This is a genomic window from Zestomonas carbonaria (assembly GCF_904061905.1).
In the GTDB taxonomy this organism is placed as follows: domain Bacteria; phylum Pseudomonadota; class Gammaproteobacteria; order Pseudomonadales; family Pseudomonadaceae; genus Aquipseudomonas; species Aquipseudomonas carbonaria.
Map to the genome: position 1 here is coordinate 66,034 of NZ_CAJFCI010000015.1, position 18,647 is coordinate 84,680.

General features: G+C 65.9%; 19 protein-coding genes. 5 read left to right on the forward strand and 14 right to left on the reverse strand.

The features are described 5' to 3' along the window. Positions 1-110: 110 nt before the first annotated feature. Genes PSEWESI4_RS01725 through PSEWESI4_RS01740 form a run of 4 tightly spaced genes read right to left on the reverse strand, consistent with a single transcriptional unit; the run spans position 111 to position 3,362 of the window. Positions 111-971: a LysR substrate-binding domain-containing protein gene (locus PSEWESI4_RS01725; protein ID WP_187669473.1), complete on the reverse strand. Its 861-nt coding sequence runs from the start codon at positions 969-971 to the stop codon at positions 111-113. 4 nt (positions 972-975) lie between these two features. Further along, on the reverse strand, positions 976-1,770 hold the full coding sequence (locus tag PSEWESI4_RS01730; protein WP_187669474.1) for a thymidylate synthase: 795 nt from the start codon (positions 1,768-1,770) through the stop codon (positions 976-978). Beyond that, entirely contained in the window at positions 1,767-2,570 is an 804-nt protein-coding gene (lgt, locus tag PSEWESI4_RS01735; protein WP_187669475.1) for a prolipoprotein diacylglyceryl transferase, read from the reverse strand. Before lgt ends, PSEWESI4_RS01730 begins: the two co-directional genes overlap by 4 nt. Positions 2,571-2,579: 9 nt before the next feature. Then, complete coding sequence (locus PSEWESI4_RS01740; RefSeq protein WP_187669476.1) at positions 2,580-3,362, reverse strand: sulfite exporter TauE/SafE family protein; 783 nt, start codon at positions 3,360-3,362, stop codon at positions 2,580-2,582. Between the two features lie 219 nt (positions 3,363-3,581). Here PSEWESI4_RS01740 and PSEWESI4_RS01745 point away from each other — a divergent pair, with 219 nt between their 5' ends. Continuing rightward, positions 3,582-4,340 (forward strand): NRDE family protein, encoded by a 759-nt coding sequence (locus PSEWESI4_RS01745; RefSeq protein WP_187669477.1) that lies wholly within the window; start codon positions 3,582-3,584, stop codon positions 4,338-4,340. 162 nt (positions 4,341-4,502) lie between these two features. On the opposite strand, the gene ptsP is transcribed toward PSEWESI4_RS01745, so the two are convergent. Further along, complete coding sequence (gene ptsP, locus PSEWESI4_RS01750; RefSeq protein WP_187669478.1) at positions 4,503-6,782, reverse strand: phosphoenolpyruvate--protein phosphotransferase; 2,280 nt, start codon at positions 6,780-6,782, stop codon at positions 4,503-4,505. An 11-nt stretch (positions 6,783-6,793) separates the two neighbouring features. Further along, positions 6,794-7,273 carry an RNA pyrophosphohydrolase gene (locus tag PSEWESI4_RS01755; RefSeq protein WP_187669479.1) on the reverse strand — a complete coding sequence of 160 codons (480 nt, stop codon included), beginning with the start codon at positions 7,271-7,273 and terminating at the stop codon, positions 6,794-6,796. A 145-nt stretch (positions 7,274-7,418) separates the two neighbouring features. On the opposite strand from PSEWESI4_RS01755, the gene PSEWESI4_RS01760 reads away from it, so the two are divergent. Beyond that, positions 7,419-8,072 (forward strand): histidinol-phosphatase, encoded by a 654-nt coding sequence (locus PSEWESI4_RS01760; RefSeq protein ID WP_187669480.1) that lies wholly within the window; start codon positions 7,419-7,421, stop codon positions 8,070-8,072. Positions 8,073-8,196: 124 nt separating this feature from the next. On the opposite strand, the gene PSEWESI4_RS01765 is transcribed toward PSEWESI4_RS01760, so the two are convergent. Then, positions 8,197-8,637 carry a DUF2269 family protein gene (locus tag PSEWESI4_RS01765; RefSeq protein ID WP_187669481.1) on the reverse strand — a complete coding sequence of 147 codons (441 nt, stop codon included), beginning with the start codon at positions 8,635-8,637 and terminating at the stop codon, positions 8,197-8,199. 33 nt (positions 8,638-8,670) lie between these two features. Further along, complete coding sequence (gene ilvA / locus PSEWESI4_RS01770) at positions 8,671-10,185, reverse strand: threonine ammonia-lyase, biosynthetic (RefSeq protein WP_187669482.1); 1,515 nt, start codon at positions 10,183-10,185, stop codon at positions 8,671-8,673. Positions 10,186-10,326: 141 nt separating this feature from the next. On the opposite strand from ilvA, the gene rpiA reads away from it, so the two are divergent. Both rpiA and PSEWESI4_RS01780 read left to right on the forward strand, forming a co-directional pair. After that, positions 10,327-10,998 carry a ribose-5-phosphate isomerase RpiA gene (rpiA, locus tag PSEWESI4_RS01775; protein WP_187669483.1) on the forward strand — a complete coding sequence of 224 codons (672 nt, stop codon included), beginning with the start codon at positions 10,327-10,329 and terminating at the stop codon, positions 10,996-10,998. A 109-nt stretch (positions 10,999-11,107) separates the two neighbouring features. Beyond that, positions 11,108-11,443 carry a YegP family protein gene (locus PSEWESI4_RS01780; RefSeq protein ID WP_187669484.1) on the forward strand — a complete coding sequence of 112 codons (336 nt, stop codon included), beginning with the start codon at positions 11,108-11,110 and terminating at the stop codon, positions 11,441-11,443. A gap of 36 nt (positions 11,444-11,479) precedes the next feature. Here the strand turns inward: PSEWESI4_RS01780 and PSEWESI4_RS01785 are convergent, their stop codons facing one another. From PSEWESI4_RS01785 to PSEWESI4_RS01805, 5 genes are all read right to left on the reverse strand, one after another. Then, entirely contained in the window at positions 11,480-12,397 is a 918-nt protein-coding gene (locus PSEWESI4_RS01785; protein ID WP_187669485.1) for an SdiA-regulated domain-containing protein, read from the reverse strand. Between the two features lie 154 nt (positions 12,398-12,551). Beyond that, the gene (locus PSEWESI4_RS01790; RefSeq protein ID WP_187669486.1) at positions 12,552-12,902 is read right to left on the reverse strand and encodes a NirD/YgiW/YdeI family stress tolerance protein; all 351 of its coding nucleotides are present in this window, start codon (positions 12,900-12,902) and stop codon (positions 12,552-12,554) included. Positions 12,903-12,989: 87 nt separating this feature from the next. Next, the gene (locus PSEWESI4_RS01795) at positions 12,990-13,925 is read right to left on the reverse strand and encodes an SdiA-regulated domain-containing protein (protein WP_187669487.1); all 936 of its coding nucleotides are present in this window, start codon (positions 13,923-13,925) and stop codon (positions 12,990-12,992) included. 686 nt (positions 13,926-14,611) lie between these two features. Continuing rightward, the gene (locus PSEWESI4_RS01800) at positions 14,612-15,277 is read right to left on the reverse strand and encodes a fumarylacetoacetate hydrolase family protein (protein WP_187669488.1); all 666 of its coding nucleotides are present in this window, start codon (positions 15,275-15,277) and stop codon (positions 14,612-14,614) included. Positions 15,278-15,364: 87 nt separating this feature from the next. Then, positions 15,365-16,756, reverse strand: coding sequence for an FAD-binding oxidoreductase (locus tag PSEWESI4_RS01805; RefSeq protein ID WP_187669489.1), 1,392 nt, complete (start codon positions 16,754-16,756; stop codon positions 15,365-15,367). Between the two features lie 191 nt (positions 16,757-16,947). Between PSEWESI4_RS01805 and serA the strand changes: the two genes are divergently transcribed. Further along, positions 16,948-18,180, forward strand: a complete 1,233-nt coding sequence (gene serA / locus PSEWESI4_RS01810; RefSeq protein WP_187669490.1) for a phosphoglycerate dehydrogenase — start codon at positions 16,948-16,950, stop codon at positions 18,178-18,180. A 68-nt stretch (positions 18,181-18,248) separates the two neighbouring features. On the opposite strand, the gene PSEWESI4_RS25035 is transcribed toward serA, so the two are convergent. Continuing rightward, positions 18,249-18,647 (reverse strand): hypothetical protein (locus PSEWESI4_RS25035; protein ID WP_210768824.1); only part of this gene is annotated, 399 nt, incomplete at its 5' end.

Below are 18,647 nucleotides of genomic sequence, written 5' to 3' on the forward strand. Positions count from 1 at the left end.
AAAGCCGGCGATAGGGTCATCGGGATTTTTGGCAACGACTCGTATGGCCGCGAAATCGCGGGCAGGCCCGCGTCAAGGAAACCCGGTGGATGGGTAAAGCGTCATCCACCCTACGGCTGGGCAGACTCCCGCGCCACCGCCAGGAACGCCGCCGGCAGACGCGCCAGGCGCCGCTCCTTGAGGCAATAGAGGTACTCGTCGATCATCGCCGCCCCTTCGATCTCGACGATGCGCAGCTCGGGATTGTCCGGCACCTCATGGCGGGCGATGAGGCTCACGCCGATGTTGCGCAGCACCGCCTCGCGGATCGACTCGCGGCTGCCGATCTCCAGCAGCGCGGCGGGCTTCACCCCGGCCTTGGCGAGCATCGCCTCGCTGATCAGGCGGGTGGTCGAGCCGGGCTCGCGGACCAGCAGGCAGTGGCCGGCCAGGGCCCCCAGCGGCACCGAGGCCTGCGTCGCCAGCGGATGCTCGCGGTGCACCGCCAGGACCAGCGGGTCGCTACCCAGCAACAGGCGGGTCAGGCGCGCGTCTTCGAGCGGCTGCGAGGAAGCGGCGAGATCGACGCGATACTCCTCCAGCGCCTCGATGACCTGCTGGGAGTTGCCGATCTCGACGCTGACTTCGATCTGCGGGAAGCGCTCGCGGAACGTCTTGACCAGGTCGAGGATGTAATAGGGCGCGGTGGCGCCGATGCGCAGGCGGCCCTGCATCTGTCCGGCGTTGCGCAGGTGGAACTCGATGTCCGACTCGCGCTGCAGCAGGTCCTTGACCAGCGGCAGCAGCCGCGCGCCCTCCTCGCTGAGTGCCAGGCCACGGCCGCCCCGGTAGAACAGCTCGACGCCGTACTGGCTTTCCAGGCTGCGAATCTGCGTGGTCACCGTCGGCTGGCTGAGGCCGAGCTTCTTCGCCGCCTGGGTCACGCTGCCCAGGCGGGCGACCGTGTAGAAGGCCTTCAGCTCGGCCAGCATCGGCCTACACCGCCACCGGCGCCTTGATGTGCGGGTGGGACTGGTAGTTCAGCAGCTCGAAATCCTCGAAGCGGAAGGCGAACAGGTCCTTCACCTCGGGATTGATCTTCATGGTCGGCAGCGGCAGCGGCTCGCGGGTGAGCTGCAGGTCGGCCTGCTCTATGTGGTTGGAATACAGGTGGCAGTCACCGCCGGTCCAGATGAACTCGCCCGGCTGCAAGTCGCAGACCTGGGCGATCATCAGGGTCAGCAGCGCGTAGCTGGCGATGTTGAAGGGCACGCCGAGGAAGATGTCCGCCGAGCGCTGGTACAACTGGCAGCTCAGCTTGCCGTCCGCGACGTAGAACTGGAACAGCGCGTGGCACGGCGGCAGGGCCATCTCGTCGACCAGCGCCGGGTTCCAGGCGGAGACGATCAGCCGGCGCGAGTCCGGGTTCTTCCTGATCATCTCGACCAGCTTGGCGATCTGGTCGATCGACTCGCCGTCCGGCGCCGGCCAGCTCCGCCACTGGTAGCCGTACACCGGGCCTAGGTCGCCGTTCTCGTCGGCCCACTCGTCCCAGATGCTCACGCCGTGGTCCTTGAGGTAGCGGATATTGGTATCGCCCTGCAGGAACCACAGCAACTCGACGATGATCGAGCGCAGGTGGCATTTCTTGGTGGTCACCAGCGGGAAGCCGTCGGCCAGGTCGAAGCGCATCTGGTGGCCGAACACGCTGTAGGTGCCGGTGCCGGTGCGGTCGCTCTTGTAGGTGCCGGTCTCGCGCACCCGGCGCATCAGGTCGAGGTATTGTTTCATCGGGTGACTCCTTGCGCGGCTTGGCGGCGGTAGGCGTAGTACATCAGTCCGGCGCCACCGAGGATCATCGGCAGGCACAGCACCTGGCCCATGGTCAGCCAGCCGAAGGCCAGGTAGCCGAGCTGGGCGTCCGGCACGCGGACGAATTCGACGATGAAGCGGAAGATCCCGTAGCAGATGGCGAACAGTCCGGACACCGCCATGGCTGGCCGCGGCTTGCGGGAGAAGATCCAGAGGATGACGAACAGCGCCACGCCTTCGAGGGCGAACTGGTAGAGCTGCGACGGGTGGCGCGCCAGTTGCTGCGGGTCGGTGGGGAAGACCATCGCCCAGGGCAGGTCGGTGGCCTTGCCCCATAGTTCGGCGTTGATGAAGTTGCCGATGCGCCCGGCGCCCAGGCCGATCGGCACCAGCGGGGCGATGAAGTCCATCAGTTCGAAGAAGCCCTTGCCGTGGCGCTTGCCGAACCACCAGGTGGCGAGCATCACGCCGATCAGCCCGCCGTGGAAGGACATGCCACCCTCCCACACGCGGAGGATCTTCAGCGGATCGTTGAGATAGGCCGACAGGTCGTAGAACAGCACGTAGCCGAGCCGGCCACCGAGGATCACGCCCATGGCCACCCAGAACACCAGGTCGGAGAGCTTTTCCTTGGTCCAGGCGGGATCGAAGGCCTTGAGCCGGCGGCTGGCGAGAAACCAGGCGCCGCCGATGCCGATCAGGTACATCAGGCCGTACCAGTGGATTTTCAGTGGCCCCAGGCTCAGGGCAACCGGGTCGATTTGCGGGTAAGGCAGCATTGCGGCTCCTTAAAGAAGAAAATTCAGACCGACGCCGAGCAGCAGCAGCGCGAACAGGCGCTTCAGCACCCGCTGCGGCAGGCGGTGTGCCAGCCGTGCGCCGACACGGGCGAACGGCATGCTGGCGATGGCGATGCCGACCAGCGCCGGCAGGTAAACATAACCCAGGCTCCACTCCGGCAGGTTCGGCGCGCTCCAGCCCAGCAGCGCGAAGCTCGCCGCGCCCATCAGCGCGATCGGCAAGCCACAGGCCGCCGAGGTGGCCACCGCCTGCTGCATGCTCTGTCCGCGCCAGACCAGGAACGGCACGGTCAGCGAGCCGCCGCCGATGCCGAAGATCGCCGACGCCCAGCCGACCACGCCGCCGGCGGCGCTCAGGCCGGGTTTGCCGGGCAACCCGCCGGTGGCCTTGGGCCGCAGGTCGAAGGCCATCTGGATGGCGATGCAGATGGCGAAGGTGCCGATGATCTTCTGCAACAACGGCCCGGAGATCGCTTCGGCGGTCCACGACCCGAGGGCGGCACCGACCAGGATGCCCAGGGCCATCCAGGTGAACACCGTCCAGTTCACCGCGCCCTTGCGGTGGTGTTCGAGCACCGAGTTGACCGAGGTGAAGACGATGGTGGCCAGCGAGGTGCCGACCGCCATGTGGGTAAGGATCGCCGGATCGAAGCCGTGGGCGCTGAAGCTGAACACCAGCACGGGCACGATGATCATGCCGCCGCCGACCCCGAACAGCCCGGCCAGAACGCCGGCACCGGCGCCCAACAGCAGATACAGCAGGAATTCCATCGTTACCCCCTTGGACGATGGCGCATGGTAACGGATGCGCCCCCTCCCCTCCACCGGAGGCGGACGGGAAGCCCGGACAATGTAGGAGCGAACGCATCGCGAAGTATCGTCGTCCCCGCGAACGCGGGGACCCAAAAACCAGGAACAGGGCCGTCATGCCTACAGGAAAACGCAGGAAGCCTTTAAGCTCTGGACTTTGCCCCTTTGGGAACCTGCCCGATGTGCCTGATCGTCTTCGCCTGGCGCCCCGGCCATGAGCTGCCGCTGGTGGTCGCCGCCAACCGCGACGAGTTCTACGCCCGCCCGAGCCTTCCGCTGGGAGAGTGGGAGGACGCCCATGGCCTGTACGCTGGCCGCGACCTGGAGGCCGTCGGCACCTGGATGGGCGTCACCGCCGACGGCCGCTTCGCCGCGCTGACCAACATCCGCGACCCCGGCCAACCGCAGGGCGCTCGCTCGCGTGGCGAACTGGTGGCGCGCTACCTGCGCGGCCACCTTTCCCCCGCCGCCTACCTGGAACAGGTCGCCGCCGAGGCCCATGCCTATACCGGCTTCAACCTGCTGGTCGGCACCCGCGAGCAATTGTTCTACCTGAATGCCCGGGAAGCCGAGCCACGGCGACTCGACGCCGGCATCTACGGGCTCTCCAACGCGGCGCTGGACACGCCCTGGCCGAAGCTGGAACGCAGCAAGGCGGCGCTCGCCGGGTGCCTCGTCGATCCCAAGCCGGAAGCCTTGCTGGCGCTGCTCGCTGATCCGGAACCGGCCAGCGATGCCAGCCTGCCGGACACCGGCGTCGGCCTGGCCACCGAGCGCCTGCTGTCCAGCCCGTTCATCGCCAGCCCCAACTACGGCACCCGCGCCAGCACCGCGCTGCTGCGCCGCGCCGATGGCTCGCAGCTACTGGTCGAACGCAGCTTCGGGCCGTCGGGCGCGCATCTGGGGGAGGTTCGGTTGGAGATCGGGGCCGAACCGTAGGGTGCGCCGTGCGCACCGATCAAGAACCGTACCTCGAGCCTCTGGCGGAACGCCGTGCACATCCCGAGGTAAACGGTGCGCGCAGCACACCCTACGTTCATTGGATTCCCGCGTTCGCGGGGATGACGTGAACCGGTTGCGCCCACGGGATATGGGAGCGGCCTACGCCTGGATGGTCGCCGCCGGGTTGATCACCCGGCCCAGGCCGAGGTTACGCAGGGCCAGTTGCAGGCTGCTGTGGGTGACCTGCGGGTTGTCGATGGTCATCAACTGGGCAAGCAGTTCCTTGGCCTTGCTGAGGGTGATCTGGCGCAGCAGCCACTTCACCTTGGGCAGGTTGGTGGCGTTCATCGACAGGCTGTCGAAGCCCATCGCCAGCAGCAGCACCGCCGCCGCCGGGTCGCCGGCCATCTCGCCGCAGATGCTCACCGGCTTGCCTTCGGCATGAGCGCCGTCGACCACCGCGCGCAGCGCCTGCAACACCGCCGGATGGAGGAAGTCGTAGAGGTCGGCGACGCGCGGGTTGTTGCGGTCCACCGCCAGCAGGTACTGGGTCAGGTCGTTGGAGCCGACCGACAGGAAGTCGACCTGGCGGGCCAGCTCGCGCACCTGGTAGACCGCCGCCGGCACCTCGATCATCACGCCGACCGGCGGCATGGGGATGTCGACGCCTTCGTCGCGCACCTCGCCCCAGGCGCGGTGGATCAGGTGCAGCGCCTCTTCCAGTTCGTGGGTGCCGGAGATCATCGGCAGCAGGATGCGCAGGTTGTCCAGCCCCTCGCTGGCCTTGAGCATGGCGCGGATCTGCACCAGGAAGATTTCCGGGTGGTCGAGGGTGACGCGGATGCCGCGCCAGCCGAGGAAGGGGTTGTCTTCCTTGATCGGGAAGTAGGACAGCGCCTTGTCGCCGCCGATGTCCAGGGTGCGCATGGTCACCGGCTGCGGGTGGAAGGCGGCGAGCTGCTCGCGGTAGATCGCCAGTTGCTCCTTCTCGCTGGGGAAGCGCTCCTTGATCATGAACGGCACTTCGGTGCGGTACAGGCCGACGCCCTCGGCGCCGCGCTCCTGGGCGCGCACCACGTCGGCAAGCAGGCCGGTGTTGACCCACAGCGGCATGCGGTGGCCATCCAGCGTCTCGCAGGGCAGCTCGCGTAGGGCGTTGAGGCCCTGGGCCAGTTGGCGTTCCTCCTCGACCACCTCGGCATATTGCTTGCGCAGCAGCTCGCTGGGGTTGGTGAACACCTCGCCGTGGTAGCCGTCGACGATCATGGAGATGCCGTCGACCTTGGAGTACGGCAGGTCGACCGCGCCCATCACCGTGGGAATGCCCATGGCGCGGGCGAGGATGGCGACGTGGGAGTTGCCCGAACCGAGCACCGAGACCAGGCCGACCAGCTTGCCTTCCGGCACTTCGCCGAGCATCGCCGGCGACAGCTCCTCGCTGATCAGGATGGTATTCTCCTGGTAGACCAGGTTCTGCTTGCGCTCCTCCTGCAGGTAGGCGAGCAGGCGGCGGCCGAGGTCCTTGACGTCGGAGGCGCGCTCGCGCAGGTAGGCGTCGTCCATCAGTTCGAAGCGCTTGACGTGCTCGCCGACCACCTGGCGCAACGCGCCCTGGGCCCACTGGCCGGTCTTGATGACCTTGATCACTTCGCTGCCGAGGGCAGCGTCGTCGAGCATCATCAGGTAGACGTCGAACAGCGCGCGCTCTTCCGGACGCAACTGGGTAGCCAGCTTGGCGGAGAGCTGGCGCATGTCGGCGCGCACGCCCTCGAGGGCGTTGTTGAACAGCTTGATCTCGGCATCGACGTCGTCGATGGTCTTGTCCGGCACCACTTCCAGGTCGGCCGGCGGCAGCACCACCACCGCCTTGCCGACGGCGACGCCCGGCGAACCCGGCACGCCGACGAAGCGCGCTTCCTGGATGCCCTTGCCCTGGCGGCCGAGGCCACGGATCGAGCCGGTCGCCTCGGCGTGGGCGATCACCCCGGCGAGCTGCGCGCTCATGGTGACCAGGAAGGCTTCCTCGCCCTCGTCGAAGCGGCGGCGCTCCTTCTGCTGGATGACCAGCACGCCCATCACCCGCCGGTGGTGGATGATCGGCGCGCCGAGGAAGGAGGCGTAGCGTTCCTCGCCGGTCTCGGCGAAGTAGCGGTAGCGGGGGTGTTCGGAGGCGTGCTCGAGGTTGAGCGGCTCCTCGCGGCTGCCGACCAGGCCGACCAGGCCCTCGCTCGGCGCCATGCTGACCTTGCCGATGGCCTTCTTGTTGAGGCCCTCGGTGGCCATCAGTACGAATTTGTTGGTCTCGGGGTCGAGCAGGTAGACCGAGCAGACCTGGCTGCCCATGGCTTCCTTGACCCGCTGCACGATGATCGTCAGCGCCGCCTTGAGATCCTTGGCGGAGTTGACTTCCTGGACGATCTTGCGCAGCGTGCTGAGCATACTTGCTTCCGTCAGTCGCGCACGGGTAGGCGTGGCGCGAGCTCCTTGAGGGCGCGCCGGTAGACCTCGCGCTTGAATGTGACCACCTGGCCCAGCGGGTACCAGTAGCTGACCCAGCGCCAGCCGTCGAATTCCGGCTTGCCGCTGAGGTCCATGCGCACACGCTCTTCCGAGGAGCGCAGGCGCAGCAGGAACCACTTCTGTTTCTGGCCGATGCACAGCGGCTGGCTGTGGGTCCGCACCAGGCGTTGCGGTAGACGATAGCGCAGCCAGCCGCGGGTGCAGGCGAGCACCTGCACGTCGTCCGGCTCCAGGCCGACTTCCTCGTTCAGCTCGCGGTACAGCGCCTGCTCCGGCGTCTCGTTGGGGTTGATGCCGCCCTGCGGGAACTGCCAGGCATCCTGGTTGATCCGGCGTGCCCAGAGCACCTGGCCAATATCATTGGTCAGGATGATACCGACATTGGGGCGGAAACCATCGGAATCGATCACGGCGGACAACCTCGCAAGCGCATGTCACCGCATTGTTCCACAAAGGTCGTGACAGCAGCAACGCAGCATCCCGGCAGGTGGGCAGCCTGGGCAAAAGGCCTTATTCTGTCGGCCTTTTTTCAGTTTCCGCAGTGAGCTAACTACCGTGCGTCTGGCTTTATTCGACCTCGACAACACCCTGCTGGCCGGCGACAGCGACCATGCCTGGGGCGACTACATCTGCCAGCGAGGCCTGGTGGACGCCGCCGAGTACCAGGCGCGCAACGACGCCTTCTACGCCGACTACTGCGCCGGCAAGCTGGACGTGGTGGCCTACCAGAATTTCAGCCAGGCGATCCTCGGCCGCACCGACATGGCGTTGCTGGCCGAATGGCATCGCGACTTCATGCGCGAGGTGATCGAGCCGATCATCCTGGCCAAGGGCGAAGCCCTGCTGGAAGAGCACCGCCGCGCCGGCGACAGGCTGGTGATCATCACCGCCACCAACCGCTTCGTCACCGCCCCCATCGCCGCGCGCCTGGGCGTCGATACCCTGCTGGCCACCGAGTGCGGCATGGCCGACGGCCGCTACACCGGCCAGATTGCCGGCACCCCCTGCTACCAGCAGGGCAAGGTGGTGCGCCTCGACCAATGGCTGGCGGAAACCGGCCTGGGCCTGGAAGACAGCTATTTCTACAGCGACTCGCGCAACGACCTGCCGCTGCTGGAAACCGTCGCCAACCCGGTGGCGGTGGACCCGGACGACGTGCTGCGCGCCACCGCCAAGGAACGCGGCTGGCCGGTGATCTCGTTGCGCTGAAGCCCACCCTACCTTGCTGAAGCCCACTTCCGTAGCCCTGATTGCATCCGGGCCACCGGTTACGAGCCAGCCCCGCTTCTTCGTCCGGCCTTCCAGCCTCCAGCGCTCTTGATCGGCTCTTGCCCTACACCGGCTTGGCAATCACCAGCACCAGCAGCACGGCGAACAGCACGAAGGTCAGCGCCGCCATCACCAGGGTGGCGCGTTGCGGCGCGGCCAGTTCGCCGTTATCCCGCACGGCCGCCTGCAACCGTTGCAGGCGCCCGGCCAGCAGCAGCCAGGCGAAGAACGCCGGGATATAAAGAAGCGTACCGCCGAGCAGCCACAGCGCGCTGAGCGGCCAGGGCTGCAAATGGGCCAGCCACCAGGCGCTGACCGGCAGGCTGAGGATGCTGAGCAACACCAGCGCCCAACCACCCCATCCAACCAGGCGAAGCTGCCTGGCCGCCTGTTCGCCGTCGCTACGCAGGGCGCGCCAGGCGTACCAGGCCAGCCCCAGGGCGACGAGCAGCAGCAGCGCGGTGCCGCCGATCAGGGCCAGGTCGAGGGTCTGTACGGTATCCATCACGAAGCTCCGTGGAGTCCTTTCCGCAACAGGCTAGCCCAGGAACAGCTTATAGGCCGGGTTATCGGTCTCGTCCCAGTACGGATAGCCGATCTCTTCCAGCGCCGCCGGCACCAGCCCGCGCTCTTCCTCCGGCACCTGCAGGGCGGCCAGTACGCGGCCGTCGGCCGAGCCGTGGTTGCGGTAGTGGAACATGGTGATGTTCCAGCGCCCGCCGAGCTTGGCAAGGAAGTTGAACAGCGCGCCGGGGCGCTCCGGGAACTCGAAGCGAAACACCTGCTCGTCCGGCACCGCCGCCGCGTGGCCGCCGACGGCGTGGCGGATGTGCAGCTTGGCCAGCTCGTTGTCGGTCAGGTCGATGACCGGGAAGCCCTGCTCGCGCAGGCTGGCGACCAGTGCCTCGCGCGGGTCGTTCTCCGGGTGGGTCTGCACGCCGACGAAGATGTGCGCTTCCTTGTCGGTGTGGTAGCGGTAGTTGAACTCGGTGATCTGCCGCTTGCCGATGGCTTCGCAGAAGGCCTTGAAGCTGCCCGGCTTCTCCGGGATGGTCACGGCGATGATCGCCTCGCGCTTCTCGCCCAGTTCGGCGCGCTCGGCGACGTGGCGCAGGCGGTCGAAGTTGATGTTGGCGCCCGAGTCGATGCCGACCAGCACCTGGCCGCTGACGCCCTCGCGCTCGACGTACTTCTTGATCCCGGCCACCGCCAGGGCACCGGCCGGCTCGGTGATCGAGCGGGTGTCGTCGTAGATATCCTTGATCGCCGCACAGAGCTCGTCGCTGCTGACGGTGATCACTTCGTCCACGTAGTGCTTGCAGATGTCGAAGGTGTGCTGGCCGATCTGCGCCACCGCCACGCCGTCGGCGAACAGCCCGACGGTCGGCAGCACCACCCGCTCGCCGGCGGCCATGGCCGCTTGCAGGCAGTTGGAGTCGTCCGGCTCGACGCCGATCACCCTGACCTCCGGGCGCAGGTACTTCACGTAGGCGGCGATCCCGGCGATCAGCCCGCCGCCGCCGACCGGCACGAAGACGGCGTCCAGTTGCCCCGGCTGCTGCCAGAGGATTTCCATCGCCACGGTGCCCTGGCCGGCGATCACGTCCGGATCGTCGTAGGGGTGGATGTAGACGTAGCCCTTTTCCTCAACCAGCTTCAGCGAATAGGCCAGCGCCTCGGGGAAGGCGTCGCCGTGCAGCACGGCCTTGCCGCCACGGGCGCGGACACCCTGGACCTTGAGCTCCGGCGTGGTGCGCGGCATGACGATGGTCGCCTTGATACCCAGTTGCTTGGCCGCCAGCGCCACGCCCTGGGCATGGTTGCCGGCCGAGGCGGTGACCACCCCGCGCGCCTTTTCCTCGTCGCTGAGCTGGGCCAGCTTGTTGTAGGCGCCGCGAATCTTGAACGAGTACACCGGTTGCAGATCCTCGCGCTTGAGCAGGATCTGGTTGTGCAGGCGCTCGGAAAGTTGGCGGGCGGGCTGCAACGGGGTTTCGGCGGCGACGTCGTAGACGCGCGAGGTGAGGATCTTCTTCACGTACTGTTCGAGCATGGGGGCGGCAACTTTGGCAAGCGGGCGGAATGCGGCAGTCTACCCCAGCGTATCCCGGCTGTGGGAGCGATCTTGGCCGCTCTTCCGCGCGCCCTGGCGCTATAATCCGCGCCTCTTCACTTCCAACTCCCCGGAACCGCCATGAACCAGGACCAGCTCAAGCAGGCCGTTGCCCAGGCCGCCGTCGACCACATCCTCCCGCACCTCGACAGCAAGAGCGTGATCGGCGTCGGCACCGGCTCCACCGCCAACTTCTTCATCGACGCACTGGCCAGGCACAAGATGGAATTCGACGGCGCGGTGGCCAGTTCGGAAGCCACCGCCGCGCGCCTCAAGGGTCACGGCATCCCGGTCTACGACCTCAATTCGGTCAACGAGCTGGAGTTCTACGTCGATGGCGCCGACGAGAGCGACGAGCACCTCAACCTGATCAAGGGCGGCGGCGCGGCGCTGACCCGCGAGAAAATCGTCGCCGCCGTGGCCAGGACCTTCATCTGCATCGCCGACCAGAGCAAGCTGGTGCCGGTGCTCGGCGCCTTCCCGCTACCGGTGGAGGTGATCCCCATGGCGCGCAGCCACGTCGCCCGCCAACTGGTCAAGCTCGGTGGCGACCCGGTGTACCGCGAGGGCGTGCTGACCGACAACGGCAACATCATCCTCGACGTGCACAACCTGTCGATCGTCAACCCGCCGGAGCTGGAGGCGCAGATCAACGCCATCGTCGGCGTGGTCACCAACGGCCTGTTCGCCGCCCGCCCGGCGGACATCCTGCTGCTCGGCACCGCCGAGGGCGTCAAGCAGCTCAGCCACTGAAACCGGTGCCCAGGCGACGGGCCTGGGCACGATCTTGCTGGTGGAACTGGTCGTCTGCGTAGAGCCAGCTAGGCTTAGAACCACTCCATAAAACCGTCAGGAGAGACGTATGTCCGGCAAGTTCCAACTGAAGAAGGCCAAAGACGGCCAGTTCCACTTCAACCTGCTGGCCAGCAACGGCCAGGTCATCCTCACCAGCGAGCTGTACAAGGCCAAGGATTCCGCCCTGAACGGCATCGAGTCGGTGCGCAAGAACGCGACGCGCGAAGGCGCCTTCGAGTCCAAGACCTCGGGCAACGACAAGTTCTACTTCGTACTCAAGGCCACCAATGGCCAGGTGGTCGGCCAGAGCCAGATGTACGCCAGCGCGGCCTCCCGTGATGCCGGCATCCAGTCGGTGACCAGCAACGCGCCCGACGCCAAGCTGGACGACGAAACCGCCTGATTCGGGCAAGGAAAGAAAAAAGGCCGAGTGAAACGATCACTCGGCCTTTTTCTTGAACACGTAGAACAGGTTCGGTTCGCTGACCACGTAGATATTGCCGTCGTCGTCGCTGGCGATGCCCTCGGCCTGCGGCACCGAGCGGCTGAGGCCGTGCTGGCCGCGCAACAGCGACAGGCTGCTGATCGGCTGGCCGTCGGCGTTCAACTCCAGCGCCAGCCGCGATTCGTCGGACAGCGCCAGCAGGTGGCCGGTGCGCGAGTCGTAGTCGAGGCTGGACAGGTCGCGCACGAACAGCCGGGCATCGCGCCGGGGATCGGTCACCACGTGGACCGCGAACGGCAGGTCCGGGTTGAGGCGCGGAAAGCCGCGCACCTCGTAGATGCGCACCGGGTCGCGCTCCTTGGCGACGAACAGGCGCTGACCTTCCGGGTCGTAGGCCAGCCCCTCGAAGCCCTTGTTGCCGTTCAGGCCGATGCCGAGGCTCATCTGCTGGGCCTGCTCGGCGCTCACCTCGCGGGTGTCGTCGTCCACGCGCACCTTGACCAGCCGCTGGTCGCGCTCGTCGGTGATCACGTAGATGCCGGGGCCGATGTACTCGATGGCTTCCGGATCGAGGAAGCCCTGCAACGGAATGCGGCGCAGGACCCGGCCGTCCAGCGACAGCTCGACGAGTTGCGAGTCCTTGTTGGTGACGGTGAACAGGCTCTTGCGGTCGGGGTCGTAGGTCAGCGCCGACACGTCCTCCAGGCCTTCGAGCTCCAGGCCGTCGACCACCACCTGGTAGTCCGGCAGCCAGAGCGACGAATCCTGCCAGTGGGCGGCGTGCTGCCACTCCCGCACCATGAACCAGACCCGCTCGTACAGACGGAAATGCTGGGCCGCCACGGCGAGCACCAGCAGGCAGGCGAGCACCAGGAGGATAACCAGTCGCCTGAGGGTGAAGAGTCGGAGCATGCTGTGCGCTCGGGGCGAGGATAGGGGCAGAGGTGTTGTCATTCGAAGTCGGGACGAAATTGAAGACTCCATACGGTCGAGCGATGGCCCGACCTGCATTGTGCGCTCGATTCGCGCGCGCCGCCCCCTCCTGGGTGGAGGGGGCGGCTGGCGATCACTGGACCAGTTCGACGATGTCCACGTCGATCTCGCGGCCGATCATGTCGCGCTCGACCTCGCCGGTCAGCTTGACCTTGGCGGTTTCGGAGATCGCCTGCGGCGGCCAGTCGTCGTCATCGATCTCGACCTGGATGGTGCCGGTGGCATCCTTGAACTCGTACTTGTCGCCCTTGATGCGCTTGACGATCTGCCCGGTGAGCACCACCGGCGTGTCGTCGGCGGCTTCCAGGGCGGCGGCGACCGTGGTCACCTGCGGCGTGTTGCCCGGGCCGGTGTAGCCACCGGCGGCGAAAGCGGCGGTGGACAGCAGGGGAACGAACAACAGGGCGAGGGCTTGGCGTTTCATAAGGCAGATTCCCTATCAGTGGTTGACGGAATCAGATTAGGCCAGCCACCTGAAGCCAGCCTTAACGGCCGCTTAAGCGAAGCTGAATCAGCCGGCATCGGCCACCGTCGCGGACGGGGCATCCTCCTTGCGGAAGACGTAGAACAGGTTGGGCTCGCTGACCATGTAGATGGTGCCCTGCTCATCGATGGCCACCCCTTCGGCACGCGGAATCCTGCGGTCGAGGCCGTTGAGACCGCCGATCAGGCTGATGAAGCTGACCGGCTCGCCGTGCTCGTCGATCTCCAGCAGCAGGTTGGACTGCGCCGACAGCACCAGGGTATGCCCGGTTCTCGGATCGACGCTGAGCGCCGACAGGTTGCGCAGGTACAGGCGATCGCTGGGCAGCGGCTCCAGCGCGCCATCGAAGCGCTGTCCGTCGATGCTGGACCAACTGAACAGCGACAGCGGCGAGCGCTCCTTGCCGAGCAGCAGGCGCTGTTGCGCCGGGTCCCAGGCGATCCCCTCGAAACCCTTGTTGCCGGAATCGGGGAAGCCGAGATCGAGCTCCATGGCGTCCGCGGCGTCGAGCTCATCGGTGAGATCCGTCAGCTCGAAGACCGACAGGGTACGACGGCGCTCGTCGGTGATCCCCAGGTATCCGTCGGCGAGCATGGCCACCCCTTCCGGGTTGGAAAAGCCATGCAGCGGGATGCGCCGGAGGATCTGGCCATCCAGGCTCAGCTCGACCAGCTTCGGGTTGCGGCCGGTCACGGTGAACAGCGTCTTGCTGGCGGGGTTGTAGGTGAGGTCGGAGGTCTCGTCATCGTCCAGGCCGCTCAACGGCTTGGCCTGGACCACCGCCTGGTAGCCCGGCAGCCAGATACTGGCGGCGCGCTCGGCATCGCTGGTGCCCTGCTCCTGCAGCCAGAACCAAGCGCGGTCGTCGAGATGCCAGGCCTTGCCGAACGCCGTCGCGGCGACCAGCAGGAACAGTGTCGCCAGCCAACGCGGCCGACGCAGGAAAGACAGCGAGAAAGACATGAGCAGCAGCACCGGGTTCGGAGACGGTCAGACTAGCCATCGCCGATGACAGTTCCCTTGCACCGTCCCTGATGCCCGTGGGACGCCTACCCTATGTCGGGGACGGTCAAAAAAGCGTGAAAACGGGCTGGAGGCCACGCCGCTTTCCATCAAACGCTTTTCGCGGTCATGGAACTGGGCGTCCCCGCCGATCCTACGACGGAGTCCTGTCGTAGGAGCGCGCCATGCGCGCGATCACCGGCAACGCCAAAGCATCGCCAGCAAGCTGGCTCCTACAACAGCGAACGAGTAGCCCGGATGAAATCCGGGGAAACCCTCCCGGATTGCATCCGGGCTACGTGGCTGGCCATGCCCTATATTTTTCGCGGCCATGGAACTGGGCGTCCCACAGGCCAACATCGATGCCGACCTGTAGGAGCGCGCCATGCGCGCGATTGGCGGTAATGCCATTTATTGGGTCCCCGCGTGCGCGGGGATGACGGTGGAGAACGAGGCTTCCACGTAGGGTGCACCGTGCGCACCGACTCCGGGGCCAACATCCATGTTTCCGGCGAAACACCCTGCTGGCGCCAGGGTAAACGGTGCGCGCGGCGCACCCTACAAAAGCCGAGCCGCCTTTTCGTCCAGCCCCCAGCGCTCTTATCGGCTCTTCCCTTGCCGCTTGTGGCTTGCAGCTTGCCGCTGCCCTACAGCACCTGCCCAACGAAGCGCGAATGGCCGACCAACTCCAGCACCAGCTCTTCGCCGGAGCTCAGCGGGCCGACGCCGGCCGGGGTGCCGGTGGAGACCACGTCGCCCGCCTGCAGGCTGAAGTGCCCGGCGATGTGCTGGATCAGCGGCACGATGGGGTTGAGCATGTCGCGGCTGTTGCCGTCCTGGCGCACTTCGCCGTCGATGGTCAGGCGAATGCCGATGTCGGTCGGGTCCTCGATGGCGTCGCCCGGTACGAAGGGCGCCAGCACGTAGGCACCGTCGAACGACTTGGCCAGTTCCCAGGGATAGCCCTTCTCCTTCAACCTGGCCTGCACATCGCGCAGGGTCAGGTCCAGCGCCGGGGCGTATCCGGAAATCGCATCGAGCACTTCCTCGCGGCTCGGCTGGCGCGACAGCGGCTTGCCGATCAGCACGGCGATCTCCGCCTCGAAGTGCACGCTGCCACGGTCCTGCGGGATGCTGAAACCGCCGTCCAGCGGCACCACGCAGCTACCGGGCTTGATGAACAGCAGCGGCTCGGTGGGCACCGGATTGTTCAGTTCCTTCGCGTGCTCGGCATAGTTGCGGCCGACGCACACCACCTTGCCCAGCGGGAAATGGATGTGGGTGCCGTCGCTGTATTGATGCTGGTAGCTCATTGGGATTCCTCTGGAGCCGCAAGCTTCAAGTTGCAAGCCGCAAGAAAAAGCAGGAGGTGCGCTCTTGCAACTTGAAGCTTGCCGCTTTCAATTGAAAATCTTGCCCGGGTTCATGATCCCGTTGGGATCGAACACCGCCTTGATCGCCTTCATGCAGGCGATCTCGGCTTCCGAGCGGCTGTAGTGCAGGTAGTCGCGCTTGGTCATGCCGACGCCATGCTCGGCGCTGATCGAGCCGTTGTACTTCTGCACGGTCTCGAACACCCACTTGTTGACCACCGCGCACTTGGCGAAGAACTCGTCCTTGGACAGGTCCTCGGGCTTGAGGATGTTCAGGTGCAGGTTGCCGTCGCCGATGTGGCCGAACCAGATCACCTCGAAGTCCGGGTAGTTCTTCTCGACGATCGCGTCGATGTCGTGGAGGAACGCCGGCACCTTGCCGACGGTGACCGAGATGTCGTTCTTGTACGGCGTCCAGTGCGAGATGGTCTCGGAGATGTACTCGCGCAGCTTCCACAGGTTCTGCAACTGCTGCTCGCTCTGGCTCATCACGCCGTCGAGCACCCAGCCCTGCTCCACGCAATGCTCGAAGGTGGCCAGCGCCTGCTCGGCGACTTCCTCGGTGGCGGCCTCGAACTCCAGCAGCGCGTAGAACGGGCAGTCGGTCTCGAACGCCGGCGGCACGTCGCCGCGCGCCAGCACCTTGGCCAGCGCCTTGTCGGAAAAGAATTCGAAGGCGGTCAGGTCGAGCTTGTTCTGGAAGGCGTGCAGCACCGGCATGATCGAGTCGAAGTCCGGGGTGCCGAGGACCATCGCGGTGAGGTTCTTCGGCGCGCGCTCCAGGCGCATGGTGGCTTCCACCACGAAACCGAGCGTACCTTCGGCGCCGATGAAGAGCTGGCGCAGGTCGTAGCCGGTGGCGTTCTTGATCAGGTCGCGGTTCAGTTCGAGCAACTCGCCGGTGCCGGTGACCACCTTCAGGCCGGCCACCCAGTTGCGGGTCATACCGTAGCGGATCACCTTGATGCCGCCGGCGTTGGTGCCGATGTTGCCGCCGATCTGGCTGGAGCCCGAGGAGGCGAAGTCCACCGGGTAGTACAGGCCCTTGTCCTCGGCGAACAGTTGCAACTGCTTGGTGACCACCCCCGGCTGGCAGACCACGGTGCGGTCGTACTCGTTGAAGGCGAGGATCTGGTTCATGTAGTCGAAGGCGACCACGACTTCGCCGTTGGCCGCCACCGCCGCCGCGGACAGGCCGGTGCGCCCGCCGGAGGGCACCAGGCCGATCCTGTGTTCGTTGGCCCAGCGCACGATCGCCTGCACCTGCTCGACCGTCTTGGGGAACACGATGGCCAGCGGCGCCGGCGCGAAGTGCTTGGTCCAATCCTTGCCGTAGGCGTTCAGGGAGTCGGCGTCGGTCAGCACCTTGCCGGGCTCGACCAGGGTCTTCAGCACTTCGATCTGGGCAGCGTGGGTCATCTGCGGAACTCTCAAACGGTTCATGGTCACCCTGAGCACGCTTCATCGCCCAGGGGTGGGTCTTTCGAGGGGTCCGTATGCTAGCATACGCCCCCCGTGAATCGCGCCCGCCCAGAGGGTGTTCCGACTTGCGGGGCCGGCCTCCCCCGCCGGCCGCCCAGACCTTTCTACCGGGATCGACAGGTACGCAGATGAGCAGCAAGACCTCTCTCGACAAGAGCAAGATCAAGTTCCTTCTCCTCGAAGGTGTTCACCAGAACGCGGTGGACACCCTGAAAGCCGCCGGCTACAGCAACATCGAGTACCTGAAGGGCGCGCTGTCCGGCGACGAGCTGAAGGAAAAGATCGCCGACGTGCACTTCATCGGCATCCGCTCGCGTACCCAGCTCACCGAGGAAGTCTTCGACTGCGCCAAGAAACTGATCGCCGTCGGCTGCTTCTGCATCGGCACCAACCAGGTCAACCTCAACGCCGCCCGCGAACGCGGCATCGCGGTGTTCAACGCGCCCTACTCGAACACCCGCTCGGTGGCCGAACTGGTGCTGGCCGAAGCCATCCTGCTGCTGCGCGGCATCCCCGAGAAGAACGCCTCCTGCCACCGTGGCGGCTGGATCAAGTCGGCGGCCAACTCCTTCGAGATCCGCGGCAAGAAGCTCGGCATCGTCGGCTACGGCTCGATCGGCACCCAGCTCTCGGTGCTCGCCGAAGCGCTCGGCATGCAGGTGTACTTCTACGACGTGGTGACCAAGCTGCCGCTGGGTAACGCCCAGCAGGTCGGCAACCTGCACGAACTGCTCGGCCTGGCCGACATCGTCTCGCTGCACGTGCCGGAGCTGCCGTCCACCCAGTGGATGATCGGCGAGAAGGAAATCCGCGCCATGAAGAAGGGCGGCATCCTGATCAACGCCGCGCGCGGCACCGTGGTCAAGCTGGACGCGCTGGCCGAGGCAATCAAGGACGAACACCTGATCGGCGCCGCCATCGACGTGTTCCCGGTGGAGCCGAAGTCCAACGACGAGGAATTCGAAAGCCCGCTGCGTGGCCTGGACCGCGTGATCCTCACCCCGCACATCGGTGGCTCGACCGCCGAGGCGCAGGCCAACATCGGCCTGGAAGTGGCCGAGAAGCTGGTCAAGTACAGCGACAACGGCACCTCGGTGTCCTCGGTCAACTTCCCGGAAGTCGCCCTGCCGTCGCACCCCGGCAAGCACCGCCTGCTGCACATCCACGCCAACATCCCCGGCGTGATGAGCGAGATCAACAAGGTGTTCGCCGACAACGGCATCAACATCTCCGGCCAGTACCTGCAGACCAACGACAAGGTCGGCTACGTGGTGATCGACGTCGATGCCGAGTACTCGGACCTGGCGCTGGAAAAACTGCAGCAGGTCAACGGGACCATCCGTAGCCGCGTGCTGTTCTGACCGGCGACCGCGCATGAAAAAAAGAGGGGATTAGGGACAGGTGAGCAGTGTGTTTGGCGACTGCCCATTTACCTGCTTCCCTGACTGTCAATCCTCTCTTTCCCACGATTCCGCGAAGAACCCTTTTTCTTCCGATTTTCACAACGCCCAATTGGCTGTTTTTTGACCGGGCCATTTTTGGCCCGGTCGGGCCAAAAATGGCCCGGTCGTTTCCCCTTATGGATCAGTGACTTACGAGCGACCGAGCCAAAAATGGCCCGCTCGACCCCGAAAAACCGGCCTTTTTCGCCTTTCGGACCGGCGAAGACGATGTGGCGATCTTCGGTAAGCAATTGATTCAAATGGACTTTTACCCTGAAGAGTAGGGGTTGGCACGCATCCTGCCTTGTCGCCGACGCCGCCCCGGAGCGGCTTTCCGGCCACGAATGACAAAGGAGATTGTCATGCCTACTCCCGCCTACATCAGC

Bases quoted from the DNA above. Each gene is read 5' to 3' on its own strand.
- PSEWESI4_RS01790 (WP_187669486.1), bottom strand. From the start codon at position 12,902: ATGAAACGCCAAGCCCTCGCCCTGTTGTTCGTTCCCCTGCTGTCCACC.
- PSEWESI4_RS01725 (WP_187669473.1), bottom strand. From the start codon at position 971: ATGCTGGCCGAGCTGAAGGCCTTCTACACGGTCGCCCGCCTGGGCAGC.
- PSEWESI4_RS01765 (WP_187669481.1), bottom strand. From the start codon at position 8,637: ATGGATACCGTACAGACCCTCGACCTGGCCCTGATCGGCGGCACCGCG.
- PSEWESI4_RS01740 (WP_187669476.1), bottom strand. From the start codon at position 3,362: ATGGAATTCCTGCTGTATCTGCTGTTGGGCGCCGGTGCCGGCGTTCTG.
- serA (WP_187669490.1), top strand. From the start codon at position 16,948: ATGAGCAGCAAGACCTCTCTCGACAAGAGCAAGATCAAGTTCCTTCTC.
- PSEWESI4_RS01795 (WP_187669487.1), bottom strand. From the start codon at position 13,925: ATGTCTTTCTCGCTGTCTTTCCTGCGTCGGCCGCGTTGGCTGGCGACA.
- PSEWESI4_RS01805 (WP_187669489.1), bottom strand. From the start codon at position 16,756: ATGACCCACGCTGCCCAGATCGAAGTGCTGAAGACCCTGGTCGAGCCC.
- ptsP (WP_187669478.1), bottom strand. From the start codon at position 6,782: ATGCTCAGCACGCTGCGCAAGATCGTCCAGGAAGTCAACTCCGCCAAG.
- PSEWESI4_RS01745 (WP_187669477.1), top strand. From the start codon at position 3,582: ATGTGCCTGATCGTCTTCGCCTGGCGCCCCGGCCATGAGCTGCCGCTG.
- ilvA (WP_187669482.1), bottom strand. From the start codon at position 10,185: ATGCTCGAACAGTACGTGAAGAAGATCCTCACCTCGCGCGTCTACGAC.
- rpiA (WP_187669483.1), top strand. From the start codon at position 10,327: ATGAACCAGGACCAGCTCAAGCAGGCCGTTGCCCAGGCCGCCGTCGAC.
- PSEWESI4_RS01800 (WP_187669488.1), bottom strand. From the start codon at position 15,277: ATGAGCTACCAGCATCAATACAGCGACGGCACCCACATCCATTTCCCG.
- PSEWESI4_RS01730 (WP_187669474.1), bottom strand. From the start codon at position 1,770: ATGAAACAATACCTCGACCTGATGCGCCGGGTGCGCGAGACCGGCACC.
- PSEWESI4_RS01780 (WP_187669484.1), top strand. From the start codon at position 11,108: ATGTCCGGCAAGTTCCAACTGAAGAAGGCCAAAGACGGCCAGTTCCAC.
- PSEWESI4_RS01785 (WP_187669485.1), bottom strand. From the start codon at position 12,397: ATGCTCCGACTCTTCACCCTCAGGCGACTGGTTATCCTCCTGGTGCTC.
- lgt (WP_187669475.1), bottom strand. From the start codon at position 2,570: ATGCTGCCTTACCCGCAAATCGACCCGGTTGCCCTGAGCCTGGGGCCA.